This is a genomic window from Sphingomonas abietis (assembly GCF_027625475.1).
GTDB classification, from domain to species: Bacteria; Pseudomonadota; Alphaproteobacteria; order Sphingomonadales; family Sphingomonadaceae; genus Solisphingomonas; species Solisphingomonas abietis.
The window spans coordinates 1,689,902-1,704,008 of sequence record NZ_CP115174.1; the positions used below are offsets into that span (position 1 = coordinate 1,689,902).

Here is a 14,107-nt window from a genome sequence, read left to right on the forward strand (position 1 = left end):
CCTTCCGTCGCCGCAACATGCGCGTGCTCCGGGACGCGCAGGAGGCGGTCAATGTCGCGTTCGGCGCGATCCTGTCGGCCTATGTCGGCAATTCGCTTGCCGAGATTGATAATCACGCCTTCGATCATGCTGTTCTGGCGCGATTTTTCGTGTTGCTTGCAGTGTTTATCCTGGGGCTGACGATGGGCAATTCGGCGCTGGTACGCGGCGAATGGCAATTGGGCCTGCCAGCCTTGGCGGTGGGCTGGATCGCAGCAGGATTCGCCCATCATGAAGGGCAGCTGCTGGGTTTCGAAGCCTCGATCCTGCGCCTGATCGCCTTTTGCTGGTTCGGCGCCCTGATCGCCAGCGACGCCATTCTTTCAGCCATCAACTATTTTCATCATCGGATCGGATCATGAGCAGCTATCGTATCCAGGGCGGCACCGGCGAGTGGGAGGTCGTGATCGGCCTCGAGGTCCACGCGCAGATCACGTCGGAATCCAAGCTCTTCTCGGGCGCGGCCACGGCGTTCGGCGCGGAGCCCAATTCGCAGGTCAGCCTGATCGACGCGGCGATGCCGGGTATGCTGCCGGTGCCGAACCGCGAATGCATTCGCCAGGCGGTGCGCACCGGCATGGCGATCAATGCGCCGATCAACCAGTGGTCGCGCTTCGATCGCAAGAATTATTTCTATGCCGATCTGCCGCAGGGGTATCAGATTTCGCAGCTTTTCCATCCGCTTGTCGGCGAAGGTTCGCTGCTGGTCGAGCCGGAGGGCGCCGAGCCTAAGACGATTGGGATCGAGCGCATCCATGTCGAGCAGGATGCCGGCAAGCTGATGCACGATCAGCATCCGACCCGCTCCTATGTCGATCTCAATCGCTCGGGCGTGGCGCTGATGGAGATTGTCTCCAAGCCGGATATGCGTTCGCCCGCGGAAGCAGGGGCTTACGTCAAGAAGCTCCGATCGATTCTGCGCTATGTCGGCTCGTGCGACGGCAATATGGAGCAGGGCTCGATGCGCGCCGACGTCAACGTCTCGGTGCGCAGGCCCGGCGAGGAATTCGGTACGCGCACCGAAACCAAGAACGTCAACTCGATCCGTTTCGTCATGGCGACGATCGAACTGGAGGCGCGCCGTCAGGTCGATCTCATCGAGGATGGCGGCACCGTGGTGCAGGAGACCCGCCTGTTCGACCCCGATGGCAATGGCGGCAAAGGCGCGACCCGATCGATGCGGTCCAAGGAAGACGCGCACGACTATCGCTATTTCCCGGACCCGGACCTGCTGCCGCTCATCCTGGACGATGCCTTTCTGGAGGAAGCGCGCGCATCGCTGCCGGAACTGCCCGATGCCAAGCGCAAGCGCTACGAGGAGGTGCTCGGCATCTCCACCTACAATGCCGATGTGCTGACCGCGGACGTCGAGACGGCGCGCTGGTTCGAGCAGATGCTGGATGAGGGCGCGCCGGCCAAGACGGCGGCCAACTGGGTGATGTCGGAGCTGTTCGGCGCGCTCAACCGGCTGGGCCGTGATATCGCCAACAGCCCGGTGTCGCCGAAGCAGGCCGCCGGACTGCTCACGCTGGTCGCGGACGGCACCTTGTCGGGCACGCTTGCCAAGCAGGTGTTCGAGGTGATGCTGGAGACCGGGCAGGATGCCGGCGTCGTCGTCGAGGAGCGCGGCCTCAAGCAGACCAGCGACACCGGCGCGATCGAGGCCGAGATCGCCAAGGTGATGGACGCCAACCCCGACAAGGTCGCCGACTATCGCGGCGGCAAGGACAAGTTGTTCGGCTTCTTCGTCGGCCAGACGATGCGCGCAATGGGCGGCAAGGCCAATCCGGGCGTGGTCAACGAACTGCTCAAGAAGGCGCTGGACGGCTGAGTTCAGCCGTTCACGCGTTCGGGGCGCTGAAAATCGGGGATCAGGCTTTCGAGCAGGGTCCACGCCTCGAAGCGCTCCTGCACGCCGGGCAGTTCGGCGATCAGCGCCTGGCCGACGGTCGCTACCTCTCCGTCGTCGAGCTTGCCGATGCTGTGCAGCGTCGCGATCAGCTTGAAATGGAGCGCGACCGCGAGGCTTCCTTGCGACGCGGCTTCGGACAGCGGGATTTGGGTCTGGGTCAGGTCCACGGGATACTCCACTGATACGCTGGCGACGGCGGGTGCCAGCCATCGAACGCGGCGATCCGGAGATGGCTCCGAACTTTCGGGTTCCGGCGGTGCGCTACCTATTGCCTTTCGTACTCCTGCGTAGGCAGGAGCCCAGGTGAAGACCGGCTACGCCCGTGGCTCTGGGCTCCTGCCTGCGCAGGAGCACGAGAGGCCACCTCTAGAGAAGCACGCCGAAGGTCAGCGCCATCGCGAAGTCCCGGCTTTCGCCCGGCGCGAGCGTGACGATGCCGGGCTTCTCCGCGAATTCGCCGGAGAAGCCTGCGTCGTCGGCGTGCGAATGCCAGGGCTCGATGCACAGATAGCCGGCGCCAGGCTTGGTCCAGATGCCGAGATAGGGCATGTCCGCGAAATCGACGCGGACGCCGGGCTGGCCCGGCACGCCATACCATAGCCCCCGGCTGTTCGGCCGATCGAGCACCAGTGCGTCATTCTCGAACAGCGAATCGTGCAGGGCGAGGGTGTCTTCCCGGATCGGGGTGGGGTGTTCGCCACCGAGCAGGCCGCCTGCGATCACGCCCCGGATCGGCTCGGGCTCGTCGGCATCGAAGCGGAGGATATGTTCGAAGCGCGAGGCGCCACCGGTGCCCGGCAACGGCCAGCGAAGCGCAGGATGGTAGCCCGCGCCGGCCGGCATCGGCACGTCGCCCATGTTGGTGACCTGCGACACCGTCTCCAGCGTCGTGCCGTCGAGCTGATGCGTGACATCGAGGCGGAAGGCGAAGGGATAATGCGCCTTGCTGTCCTCGTCGGCCTCCAGCCGGAATGTCGCCGATCGCTCGACCTGCTCGATCACCGCGAAGGCGCGCTTCCGGGCGAAGCCGTGCTGGGCCATCGGGTAATCCCGGCCGCCGAACCGTGCCGTCGCATTCGCCAGCGCGCCGACGGTCGGAAACAGGACCGGGGCGCGGCCGGTCCACCAGCGTTCGTCGCCGTCCCATAGCCAATCGCGGCCGCGCTCGTCGGTCACGGCCTGCAATTCGGCGCCGAGCGGCGAGATGGTGACGGCGAGGCCGGGCGACGCGAGGGTGACGGGATCGGTCATGGCGGCATCATGACGCCTGTGGCGGCGGCGTCCAGTCATCCGGCGCGCAATTTGTGATTGGCGGTGGCCGATGCTTGCACTACCAGTGCGCTTGCCCTCGCGCGCCGGCCTGCTATAGACGCGCGCCGACCGGCGGCAAGCACGCGGGCGTGGCGGAACTGGTAGACGCGCTGGATTTAGGTTCCAGTATCGCAAGATGTGGGGGTTCGAGTCCCTTCGCCCGCACCAGTCCCTCCGCCCGGACTGGTGCCGCTTAAAGAGATTCCCGAGACAAGAAGGCCGATCATGCAGACTGTCGAGACGTTGAACGAGGGACTGAAGCGTGGCTACAAGGTCACGATCCCGGCGAAGGATATCGCCGCGCGGGTCGAGCTTCAGGTGAAGCAGATGGCGCCCCAGATGAAGATGCCGGGTTTCCGCCCCGGCAAGGTGCCCGCCAACCTCGTCAAGAAGATGCATGGCCCGGCCCTGCATCAGGACGCGCTGAACGCGACCGTGCAGGACAGCGTGCAGTCGCTGCTCGCCGAGCAGAAGCTGCGCCCGGCGACCCAGCCGGCCGTCGATCTCGACGAGGCCTATGAAGAGGGCAAGGACGCCGAACTGGCCGTCACCCTCGAGGTGCTGCCGGACGTGCCCGCCCCGCAGATCGAAGGCCTCACGCTCGAGCGCCTGACCGTCGAGGCCCCCGAGGCCGAGATCAACGACCAGATCGAGCGCATCGCCGCCCAGTCCAAGCGCCATGAGGATGCACCCGAGGGGCATCCGGCGGTCGAGGGCGATCTCGTCGTGATGGATTACAAGGGCACCGTGAACGGCGTCGCCTTCGATGGCGGCACCGGCGAGGGCATGTCGATCGAGCTCGGCTCGGGTCGTCTGATCCCCGGTTTCGAGAGCGGCCTGGAAGGCGTGAAGAAGGGCGAGAGCCGCGATCTGAACGTCACCTTCCCGAAGGATTATCCCGCCAAGGAGCTGGCCGGCAAGGATGCCGTGTTCGCCGTCACCGTCACCGAGCTGAAGGTGCCGGCCGAGCAGGTGATCGACGACGAGTTCGCCAAGCAGCTGGGCCTGACCGGCCTCGACCAGCTCAAGGAGCTGATCAAGGGCCAGGTCGAGCAGGAGCTGAACGGCCTGACCCGCACCTATATGAAGCGCAAGCTGCTCGATCAGCTCGCCGAGGGTCACGACTTCCCGGTGCCGCCGTCGATGGTCGCTGCCGAGTTCCAGCAGATCTGGTCGCAGCTCGAGCATGAGACCACGCACGAGGCCGATCCGGCCGCGGCGATGGCCGAGCTGGAAGCCGACAAGGGCGATTACGAGGCGATCGCCGAGCGCCGCGTGCGCCTCGGCCTGCTCCTCTCCGAGATCGGCCAGGCCAATGGCGTCGAGGTCAGCCAGGCCGAGATGCAGCGCCTGATGCAGCAGGCTGCCCAGCAGTATCGCCCGGAAGACCAGAAGCGTTTCTTCGAATATGTCCAGCAGGATCCGATGGCGGCCGCCCAGCTGCGCGCGCCGCTCTATGAGGACAAGGTCGTCGACTTCCTGTTCGGCAAGGCCGAGATCAGCGATCGCACCGTGACCCGCGAAGAGCTGGAAGCCGCGATCGAGAGCGAGGATGGCTTCGCGTCCGGCACCCATGTCCACAACCACGATCATGATCACCATGGCCACGACCATGACGACCACGACCATGATCATGACCATGACCATGACCATGACCATAAGCCCAAGGCGAAGAAGGCCGCTGCCAAGAAGGCTGAGCCGGCCGAAGCCGAGGACGTGAAGGCCGAGCCGGCCAAGAAGCCCGCCGCCAAGAAGAAGGCGGAAGCCGCCCCGGCCGAAGCAGAAGCCGAAGCCGTTGCCGAGGAGGCCCCGGCCAAGAAGCCGGCCGCCAAGAAGGCCGCGCCGAAGAAGGCCGCTGCCGACGAAGCGACGGACGCTGCCGAAGCACCGGCCAAGAAGCCGGCCGCCAAGAAGGCGCCTGCCAAGAAGGCCGAGGCCTGATCGAAGCCAACCCTCGTCCCCGTTCGTCCCAAGCATGAGCGAAGGACGTGCGGCGGGCGGGGCGCGTTGGTTTCACGCACTTCGACACGCTCAGTGCGAACGGAGGAATGAATGACGGTTGGTGTTCGGGAAGCGGTCGAGCCCCGTATCGCCGTCATCCTGCCCTGTTATAATGAGGAAGCGGCGATCGGTCAGACGGTCGCCGCCTTCCGTGCGGCGCTGCCCGATGCGGCGATCTACGTCTACGACAACAACAGTTCGGATCGCACGGTGGATTATGCCCGTGCAGCCGGCGCGATCGTCCGCACCGAGCGGATGCAGGGCAAGGGCCATGTCGTCCGCCGGATGTTCGCGGATGTCGAGGCCGACGTCTATGTGATGGCCGATGGCGACGCGACCTATGATGCCGGCGCCGCTCCCCTGCTGGTCGAGCGCTTGATCGACGAGAATCTCGACATGGTGGTGGGCTCGCGCCGTTCGGAGGTCGAACTGGCCTATCGGCGCGGCCACAGGCTGGGCAATCGGATGCTGACCGGGATGCTGGCCCAGCTCTTCGGCCGCAGCTTCTCCGATATCCTGTCCGGCTATCGCGTCTTCTCGCGCCGTTTCGTGAAGAGCTTCCCGATCCTGTCCGCCGGCTTCGAGATCGAGACCGAGATCAGCGTCCACGCGCTGGAACTGCGGATGCCGGTGTCCGAGATCGAAACCGAATATGGCGCCCGCCCGGAAGGCTCGGCGTCCAAGCTCTCCACCTATCGCGACGGCTGGCGCATCCTCAAGACGATCCTGAACCTCTATCGGATCGAGCGGCCGGTGCTGTTCTTCGGCAATATCGGTTTGCTGCTGCTGATCCTGGCGCTGATCCTGGCGATCCCGCTGATCGCCACCTACGCGCAGACCGGGCTGGTGCCGCGCCAGCCGACCGCGGTCCTCGTCACCGGGCTCGGCATCCTCGCTTCGCTCAGTTTCTTTTGCGGACTGATTCTCGATACGGTGACGCGGGGGCGGCGCGAGATGCGGCGGTTGGCCTATTTGGCACTGCCGGCGCCCGGCGAACGCTGAGCCCCTTACACTCTCCTGTGGATGGCGGCCGGACGCTGCCCCAATCCCCCTTGAAGTCCTCTCGCCAAGCGCCGATGTAATCCCGGCTAGGGCAGAAGGACGCCGATTTTCATGACCGTGACCACTCCGGAAGGCATTTTCCACAACGATGCAGCGGCCGGCCTCGTGCCGATCGTCATCGAGCAATCGAGCCGCGGCGAGCGCAGCTTCGACATCTATTCGCGCCTGCTCCGCGAGCGCATCGTCTTCATCACCGGCGGCGTCGAGGACCATATGGCCTCGCTGATCTGCGCGCAGTTGCTCTTCCTCGAGTCCGAGAACCCGAAGAAGGACATCTTCATGTACATCAACTCGCCGGGCGGCGTCGTCACGGCGGGCCTCGCGATCCATGATACCATGCAGTATATCCGTCCGCGCGTCGGCACGCTGTGCATCGGCCAGGCCGCGTCGATGGGCAGCTTCCTGCTCGCGGCGGGCGAGCCGGGCATGCGGATCGCGACGACCAACAGCCGCATCATGATCCACCAGCCTTCGGGCGGTGCGCAGGGCATGGCCGCGGACATCGAGATTCAGGCGCGCGAGATCCTGCGGATGCGCCACCGCCTGAATTCGCTTTACGCGCAATATACCGGCAAGCCGATCGAGGCGATCGAGCACGCGATGGATCGCGACAAGTTCTTGGAGGCCGATGAGGCCAAGGAATTCGGCCTGATCGACGAGGTGTTCGACAAGCGCCCGGCGCCGACCGACGAGAAGCCCGCCGCCTGATGCGATAGGCTGGGGCTGGGCGGCCGGGTTTCCCGAAACGGGGCTTGGCCGCCCGGCGTGCTGGTGCCGGAGCGACGGCACATCACGCATGCGGTGATCGAACCCGGCAAGTCCACTTGTCTGACGGATAGTGGGCGCCGCCGACGGTGGCGGCAGTGGCGGCCAAGCATGCGCACCAGGCTCCGCCCAGTTCGGCTCGGCGTCTTGGAGGCTTGTCTTGTCTCCGGCAAAATTCGCCACATATTGACGATTGCTCCGCTAGAGTAGAGCCATCGTGGCGACGGTTCGGGTAGGCGCAACGGGATTTGACGCGAAGGCCATTGCCCGGATAGGCCAAGCGGCTAGACTGCCCGAGTCAATTATGACAGCCGGATATCCGGCGCTGAAGGACGGAATATGACGAAATTGAGCGGCGGCGACAGCAAGAGCACTTTATATTGCTCGTTCTGCGGGAAGAGCCAGCATGAGGTCCGCAAGCTGATCGCAGGCCCCACCGTGTTCATCTGCGACGAGTGCGTAGAGCTGTGCAACGACATCATCCGCGAGGAGACGAAGTCCGCGCTGGTGTCGAAGAAGGACGGTGGCGTGCCCACCCCGCAGGAGATCTGCGACGTCCTCGACGACTATGTCATCGGCCAGTTTAAGGCCAAGCGCGTGCTCTCGGTGGCGGTCCACAATCATTACAAGCGGCTCAATCATGGCGCCAAGGGTGCCGAGGTCGAGCTCGCCAAGTCGAACATCCTGCTCGTCGGGCCGACCGGTTGCGGCAAGACGCTGCTCGCGCAGACGCTCGCGCGCATCCTCGACGTGCCGTTCACCATGGCCGACGCGACGACGCTCACCGAGGCGGGCTATGTCGGCGAGGATGTCGAGAACATCATCCTCAAGCTGCTCCAGGCGTCCGACTATAATGTCGAGCGCGCGCAGCGCGGCATCGTCTACATCGACGAGATCGACAAGATCAGCCGCAAGGCCGACAATCCCTCGATCACGCGCGACGTGTCGGGCGAGGGCGTCCAGCAGGCGCTGCTCAAGCTGATGGAAGGCACCACCGCGAGCGTTCCGCCGCAGGGTGGCCGCAAGCATCCGCAGCAGGAGTTCCTCCAGGTCGACACGACCAACATCCTGTTCATCTGCGGCGGCGCCTTCTCGGGCCTCGAGAAGATCATCGCGGATCGCCTGCAGGGCAAGTCGATCGGCTTCGGCGCCTTCGTGTCGAGCCCGGAAGAGCGCCGCGTCGGCGAGACGCTGCGCCAGTGCGAGCCCGAGGATCTGCTCAAGTTCGGTCTGATCCCCGAGTTCGTCGGCCGTCTGCCGGTGATCGCGACGCTGGAGGATCTCGACGAGGTCGCCTTGGTCAAGATCCTGTCCGAGCCCAAGAACGCGCTGGTGAAGCAGTATCAGAAGCTGTTCGACATGGAGGGCGTGAAGCTCTCCTTCACCGACGAGGCGCTGGTCGCGGTCGCCAAGAAGGCGATCGATCGCAAGACCGGCGCGCGCGGCCTGCGGTCGATCCTCGAATCGATCCTGCTCGACACGATGTTCGAGTTGCCGTCGATGGAAGGCGTCGACGAGATCATGATCGACAAGGACGTGATCGAGGGCCGCAAGGAGCCGATTCGCGTCTTCGCCAAAAAGGCAAAGGAAGCTTCGGGCGCCGCCTGATCGCGTCTTGCCGGCTCAAGCACAGGGCGCCCCCGGGAAACCGGGGGCGCTCTTTTTTTATCATGTCGGGAAACTTGTCTGAGTATTCAAAAAAAGCTAGGGCTTAGCGTTGCAAGACGAAACCTAATTTTCTTTGGGTAGTTGTCACGCGGGGAGGGGGCGACACTCCTCCATCTATAAAGGGGAGCAGGGTGTCCATGAATCAGGCTGCTGTGGAAGCGAAGGGGGGAACGTCCCGGACACTGGCGTGGCTGGTGATCGGTCTGTTCTTCATGTGGGGCGGCGCCACCAGCCTCAACGATATTCTCATCCCCAAGCTCAAGGGCCTCTATTCGCTCAGTTACGCGGATGTGATGCTTACCCAGTTTGCGTTCTTCACGGCCTATTTCATCGTGTCTGTGCCAGCCGGCGCGCTGGTCGCGCGGATCGGATATCTCCGCGGCATCGTCACTGGCCTCGTGGTCAGCGCTATCGGCGCCCTGCTTTTCTGGCCGGCAGCGGGATCGGGCATGTATGCGAGCTTCCTTGGCGCGCTGTTCGTCCTCGCCGGCGGCATCACCATCCTCCAGGTCGCGGCCAATCCCTTCATCGCGCTGCTGGGTGACGAAAAGACATCGAGCAGCCGGCTCACCTTCGCGCAGGCCTTCAACTCGCTGGGCACCACGGTCTGGCCGTTCGTCGGCTCGAGCCTGATCCTGAGCGGCGCCGCTGCCACCGATCCTTCGACACTTTCGGGCACGGCGCTGGACGCCTTCCGCGCGAGCGAAAGCGCCGTGATCGCGCATGTCTATGTGGCCATCGCGATCGTCCTGCTGATCATCGCGGGGATCTTCTGGGCGCGCCGCAACGCGGTGCGCGACGAGCGGCCCGAGGCGGTCGGCTTCATGGACAGCCTCTCGCTGCTCGGTAATCGCCGGGTGCTGCTCGGCGTGATCGCGCTGTTCGCCTATGTCGGCGCCGAGGTGTCGATCGGCAGCACGCTGGTCAATTATCTGCAGCTGCCGTCAACCATGGGGATCGACGCCGAGACCGCCGGCCATCGCCTTTCGCTCTATTGGGGTGGCGCGATGGTCGGCCGTTTCGTCGGCGCCGCGCTGCTCCAGCGGATCGAGCCGGGCCGCCTGCTGGCGGCATTCGCCGCCCTTGCCGGTTTGCTGGTGCTGGCGTCGATGTTCACTTCCGGGCCGATCGCCGGCTGGGCGCTGATCGCCGTCGGGCTGTTCAACTCGATCATGTTCCCGACGATCTTTTCATTGTCCCTTAAAGGACTTGGCGCCAAGACCGCCGAGGGATCAGGCCTGCTCTGCATGGCGATCGTCGGTGGCGCGATCCTGCCGCTCGCCACCGGCGGGCTGGCGGATGCCACCAGCATCGCCACGGCGCTGATCATTCCGCTCATCTGCTATGTTTTCATCGGCATCTTCGGGATGACCGCACCTGCCAAGGACTGAATATATGTCGATTTCTCGCTTTCGAGGCGCCGCGCTCGCGGCGTCTGCGCTGACGCTTGCCCCTGTTCCGGCACTAGCTCAGCAGGCCAAGCAGGTGCCGGACGCCAATGGCACCAACGATGCTGCCGATTCGCAGCAGCAGCCCAAGACGCCCTCGACGCTGACCGGCGAGTGGGGCGGCCTGCGCACCAAGCTGCGTAACGATGGCGTCGATCTGACCGCCGGTTACACCAGCGAATTTGCGGCCAACGTGCAGGGTGGCGAACGGCATGACGCCACCGAAACCGGCCAGTTCACCTTCGGCGCGACGGTCGACACGGATAAGCTGCTCGGCCTCAAGGGCGGTACGTTCCAGGCGACGATCACCTATCGCCGCGGTGACGATCTCGGCGCCCACGCCGGCCTCAACGATCTCCAGCAGGTGCAGGAAGTCTATGGCCGCGGCCAGACCTGGCGCCTGACCGAGCTCTGGTATCAGCAGCAGATCACCCCGACGCTGGACCTCAAGGCGGGCCGCCTCGCCATGGGAACGGATTTCTCGTCCTTCTCCTGTGATTTCGAGAATCTGTCCTTCTGTGGCGCGCCCGTCGGCAATATCGCGGGCGATTACTGGTATAACTGGCCGGTTTCGCAGTGGGGCGCGCGGCTGCGCGCTAAGCACAAGAGCTGGTATGCGATGATCGGCGCCTATGAGAACAACCCGAACAACCTGAAGAATGATTTCGCGCTCAGCCACGGCGGCGCGACCGGCGTGCTCGTCCCGTTCGAATTCGGATGGACGCCGCATCTCGGCACGAACCATCTGCCCGGCACCTACCGGATCGGCGGCTGGTACAACAGCTCCAACGCGGTCGACGTGCTGGTGGGCGACGATCATCGCCCGACCGCGATCACCGGCCTCGACCCGATGGACCATTCGGGTCGCTACGGCATCTACGTCCTGCTGCAGCAGCAGCTGACCGGCACCTACACCGACGATCCCGTGAAGGGGCCGTCCGTGACGCATGGCCTCAGCGTGTTCGTCAACGTGACCCAGACCGATCGCAACACCGAGAAGACCGATAACCAGGTGGCGGTCGGCGCGACCTATGTCGGCCCGTTCGCGTTCCGCCCGAAGGACGATATCGGCCTCGCCGTCGCGCGGACCAACTATAATGGCCGCGCCGCCGAGGCGCTGGTGCTGGCCACGCCGGGCACCGAGAAGCCCGATGCCGAATATGAAGCCGAACTCTATTACGGTATCCACTTCCGCGACTGGTTGGTGGTGCGGCCCAACGTGCAATATGTCGCCAACCCGGGCGGCTATCACGATGCCCGCAATCTGGTCGTGTTCGGCATCAAGAGCGGCGTTACTTTCTAACGCCGAAAAAGCCTGATCTCCCGCGCCCGAGAAGGGCGTGGGACAGGATGAGCGGCGTCCGCATTGATGCGGGCGCCCTCCATCGCCATATTGCTCTCCGAACGGGGCGGACTCATCGCCGTCCTGCCGGAGACCACATTTGACCGATACGCTTCCCGTCCTGCCTCTGCGCGACATCGTCGTCTTCCCGCACATGATCGTGCCGCTCTTCGTGGGCCGCGAGAAATCCGTGGCGGCGCTCGAAACCGCGATGGCAGCCGACAAGAACATCTTCCTCGTCGCCCAGCTCGATCCGGCCGAGGATGATCCCGATCGCTCGGCGCTCTATGATCTCGGCGTCGTCGCCACCGTGCTCCAGCTGCTCAAGCTGCCGGACGGCACGGTGCGCGTGCTGGTCGAGGGCAAGCAGCGCGCGACGATGGAGGCGCTGGAAGGCGACGGCAAGTCGCTCACCGCGACCGTCACGCTGATCGACGATCCCGAGGAGCCGGAAGGCGCCGAGGCGCAGGCGCTGATGCGCTCGGTGGTCGATCAGTTCGACAATTATGCCAAACTCAACAAGAAGCTGCCGGCCGAGACCTCGACCCAGCTCGGGCAGGTGGAGACCGCCAACAAGCTGTCCGACATGGTCGCCGCCAACATCGCGGTGAAGGTCGCCGACAAGCAGGCGATGCTGATCGAGGCCGACCCGCTCAAGCGGCTGGAGATGGCGTTCGCCTTCATGGAGGGCGAGCTCGGCGTGCTCAAGGTCGAGAAGAAGATCCGCTCGCGCGTGAAGCGCCAGATGGAGAAGACCCAGCGCGAATATTATCTGAACGAGCAGCTCAAGGCGATCCAGCGCGAGCTGGGTGCCGAGGAGGGGGAGGACGGCAACGAAGTCGCCGAGCTGACCCAGAAGATCGCGACGCTCAAGCTCTCCAAGGAAGCCCGCACCAAGGCGACCGCCGAGCTCAAGAAGCTCAAGACGATGGCGCCGATGTCGGCCGAGGCCACGGTCGTGCGCAACTATCTCGACGTCCTGCTCGGGCTCCCGTGGGGCAAGAAGAGCAAGATCAAGAAGGATATCGAGGCCGCCCAGGCGATTCTCGACGAGGATCATTATGCGCTGGAGAAGGTGAAGGAGCGCATCGTCGAATATCTCGCGGTGCAGGCGCGCACCAACAAGCTGAAGGGGCCGATCCTGTGCCTCGTCGGCCCGCCGGGCGTCGGCAAGACCTCGCTCGGCAAGTCGATCGCCAAGGCGACCGGGCGCGAGTTCATCCGCCAGTCGCTGGGCGGCGTCCGCGACGAGGCCGAGATTCGCGGTCACCGGCGGACCTATATCGGCTCGCTGCCGGGCAAGATCGTTACCAACCTCAAGCGGGCAGGGACCAGCAATCCCCTGTTCCTGCTCGACGAGATCGACAAGCTCGGCCAGGATTTCCGCGGTGATCCGGCGTCGGCTCTGCTCGAAGTGCTCGACCCGGAGCAGAACGCCAAGTTCCAGGATCATTATCTGGAGATCGACATCGATCTGTCGGACGTGATGTTCGTGTGCACCGCGAACAGCCTGAACCTGCCGCAGCCGCTGCTCGACCGCATGGAGATCATCCGGCTCGAGGGCTATACCGAGCAGGAGAAGCTGGAGATCGCCAAGGCGCATCTGCTCGCCAAGCAGATCGAGGCGCATGGCCTCAAGGAGGGCGAGTTCACGCTCACCGACGACGGGCTGCTCGACCTGATCCGTTATTACACGCGGGAAGCCGGCGTCCGCACGCTGGAGCGCGAGATCGCGCGGCTGGCGCGCAAGGTTCTGCGTCGCATCCTCGAGAAGAAGGCCAAGGCGATCACCGTCGATGCCGGCAACCTCGCGGAGTTCGCCGGTGTTCGGAAATATCGCTACGGCGTGTCCGACACCGAGGACCAGATCGGTGCGGTGACCGGCCTCGCCTGGACCGAGGTCGGCGGCGAGCTGCTGACGATCGAGGCGGTGACGGTGCCCGGCAAGGGGCTGATCTCCACCACCGGCAAGCTCGGCGACGTGATGAAGGAATCGGTGCAGGCCGCCTTCTCCTTCGTGAAGGCGCGGTCGCCGGCCTATGGCGTGCGGCCGAGCCTGTTCGCGCGGAAGGACATCCATATCCATCTGCCCGAGGGCGCGGTGCCCAAGGACGGCCCGTCGGCCGGCATCGGTCTGGCCACCGCGATCATCTCGACGCTGACCGGCGTCGCGGTGCGCAAGGATGTGGCGATGACCGGCGAGGTCACCCTGCGCGGCCGCGTGCTGCCGATCGGCGGCCTCAAGGAGAAGCTGCTGGCGGCGCTGCGCGGCGGCATCCGCACCGTGCTGATCCCCGAGGAGAATGAGAAGGATCTCGCCGAGATCCCGAGCTCGATCACCGACGGGCTGGAGATCGTGCCGGTCTCGCATCTCGATGAGGTGCTGGCCCGCGCGCTGGTGTCGCCGATCGTGCCGATCGAGTGGACCGAGGCGGACGAACTGGCGGCGGAGCCGGCCCCGGCGCTGCGGGGCGAGGCGACGATTCGCCACTGATTGCAACGGTTGGTCGCAACAACGGGGGCGGGTCGCTTGACTCGCCCCTTTTTTGCGCCCCTCTT

At 64.9% G+C, this 14,107-nt stretch carries 11 protein-coding genes and 1 tRNA gene; 10 read left to right on the top strand and 2 right to left on the bottom strand.

What is annotated here, in order from left to right; genetic code table 11:
* Nucleotides 1–17 precede the first annotated feature (17 nt).
* Together PBT88_RS08230 and gatB are read left to right on the top strand one after the other, a co-directional pair.
* On the top strand, nucleotides 18–401 hold the full coding sequence (locus tag PBT88_RS08230; RefSeq protein ID WP_270079206.1) for a hypothetical protein: 384 nt from the start codon (nucleotides 18–20) through the stop codon (nucleotides 399–401).
* Entirely contained in the window at nucleotides 398–1,870 is a 1,473-nt protein-coding gene (gene gatB / locus PBT88_RS08235; protein WP_270078714.1) for an Asp-tRNA(Asn)/Glu-tRNA(Gln) amidotransferase subunit GatB, read from the top strand. Before PBT88_RS08230 ends, gatB begins: the two co-directional genes overlap by 4 nt.
* Nucleotides 1,871–1,872: 2 nt before the next feature.
* On the opposite strand, the gene PBT88_RS08240 is transcribed toward gatB, so the two are convergent.
* Nucleotides 1,873–2,118: a hypothetical protein gene (locus tag PBT88_RS08240; protein WP_270078715.1), complete on the bottom strand. Its 246-nt coding sequence runs from the start codon at nucleotides 2,116–2,118 to the stop codon at nucleotides 1,873–1,875.
* 199 nt (nucleotides 2,119–2,317) lie between these two features.
* Complete coding sequence (locus tag PBT88_RS08245; protein ID WP_270078716.1) at nucleotides 2,318–3,202, bottom strand: aldose 1-epimerase family protein; 885 nt, start codon at nucleotides 3,200–3,202, stop codon at nucleotides 2,318–2,320.
* A gap of 143 nt (nucleotides 3,203–3,345) precedes the next feature.
* Here PBT88_RS08245 and PBT88_RS08250 point away from each other — a divergent pair.
* The 8 genes from PBT88_RS08250 to lon all read left to right on the top strand — a co-directional run bounded on the left by PBT88_RS08250 (nucleotide 3,346) and on the right by lon (nucleotide 14,042).
* Nucleotides 3,346–3,430: transfer RNA gene (locus PBT88_RS08250), tRNA-Leu, on the top strand.
* A gap of 57 nt (nucleotides 3,431–3,487) precedes the next feature.
* Nucleotides 3,488–5,203 carry a trigger factor gene (gene tig / locus PBT88_RS08255; protein WP_270078717.1) on the top strand — a complete coding sequence of 572 codons (1,716 nt, stop codon included), beginning with the start codon at nucleotides 3,488–3,490 and terminating at the stop codon, nucleotides 5,201–5,203.
* Between the two features lie 111 nt (nucleotides 5,204–5,314).
* The gene (locus PBT88_RS08260; protein ID WP_270078718.1) at nucleotides 5,315–6,265 is read left to right on the top strand and encodes a glycosyltransferase family 2 protein; all 951 of its coding nucleotides are present in this window, start codon (nucleotides 5,315–5,317) and stop codon (nucleotides 6,263–6,265) included.
* 111 nt (nucleotides 6,266–6,376) lie between these two features.
* Nucleotides 6,377–7,033, top strand: a complete 657-nt coding sequence (locus tag PBT88_RS08265) for an ATP-dependent Clp protease proteolytic subunit (protein ID WP_270078719.1) — start codon at nucleotides 6,377–6,379, stop codon at nucleotides 7,031–7,033.
* 396 nt (nucleotides 7,034–7,429) lie between these two features.
* Nucleotides 7,430–8,698: an ATP-dependent Clp protease ATP-binding subunit ClpX gene (gene clpX, locus PBT88_RS08270; RefSeq protein WP_270078720.1), complete on the top strand. Its 1,269-nt coding sequence runs from the start codon at nucleotides 7,430–7,432 to the stop codon at nucleotides 8,696–8,698.
* 197 nt (nucleotides 8,699–8,895) lie between these two features.
* Nucleotides 8,896–10,149 carry a sugar MFS transporter gene (locus PBT88_RS08275; protein WP_270078721.1) on the top strand — a complete coding sequence of 418 codons (1,254 nt, stop codon included), beginning with the start codon at nucleotides 8,896–8,898 and terminating at the stop codon, nucleotides 10,147–10,149.
* A 4-nt stretch (nucleotides 10,150–10,153) separates the two neighbouring features.
* Nucleotides 10,154–11,509 (top strand): carbohydrate porin, encoded by a 1,356-nt coding sequence (locus tag PBT88_RS08280; RefSeq protein ID WP_270078722.1) that lies wholly within the window; start codon nucleotides 10,154–10,156, stop codon nucleotides 11,507–11,509.
* 139 nt (nucleotides 11,510–11,648) lie between these two features.
* Nucleotides 11,649–14,042 (top strand): endopeptidase La, encoded by a 2,394-nt coding sequence (gene lon / locus PBT88_RS08285; RefSeq protein ID WP_270078723.1) that lies wholly within the window; start codon nucleotides 11,649–11,651, stop codon nucleotides 14,040–14,042.
* The last annotated feature ends 65 nt before the right edge of the window (nucleotides 14,043–14,107 follow it).

Excerpts from the sequence above, each read along its gene's own strand:
- PBT88_RS08280 (WP_270078722.1), top strand. The coding sequence starts at position 10,154 with ATGTCGATTTCTCGCTTTCGAGGCGCCGCGCTCGCGGCGTCTGCGCTG.
- tig (WP_270078717.1), top strand. The coding sequence starts at position 3,488 with ATGCAGACTGTCGAGACGTTGAACGAGGGACTGAAGCGTGGCTACAAG.
- PBT88_RS08265 (WP_270078719.1), top strand. The coding sequence starts at position 6,377 with ATGACCGTGACCACTCCGGAAGGCATTTTCCACAACGATGCAGCGGCC.
- PBT88_RS08245 (WP_270078716.1), bottom strand. The coding sequence starts at position 3,202 with ATGACCGATCCCGTCACCCTCGCGTCGCCCGGCCTCGCCGTCACCATC.
- clpX (WP_270078720.1), top strand. The coding sequence starts at position 7,430 with ATGACGAAATTGAGCGGCGGCGACAGCAAGAGCACTTTATATTGCTCG.
- PBT88_RS08275 (WP_270078721.1), top strand. The coding sequence starts at position 8,896 with ATGAATCAGGCTGCTGTGGAAGCGAAGGGGGGAACGTCCCGGACACTG.
- PBT88_RS08230 (WP_270079206.1), top strand. The coding sequence starts at position 18 with ATGCGCGTGCTCCGGGACGCGCAGGAGGCGGTCAATGTCGCGTTCGGC.
- gatB (WP_270078714.1), top strand. The coding sequence starts at position 398 with ATGAGCAGCTATCGTATCCAGGGCGGCACCGGCGAGTGGGAGGTCGTG.
- PBT88_RS08260 (WP_270078718.1), top strand. The coding sequence starts at position 5,315 with ATGACGGTTGGTGTTCGGGAAGCGGTCGAGCCCCGTATCGCCGTCATC.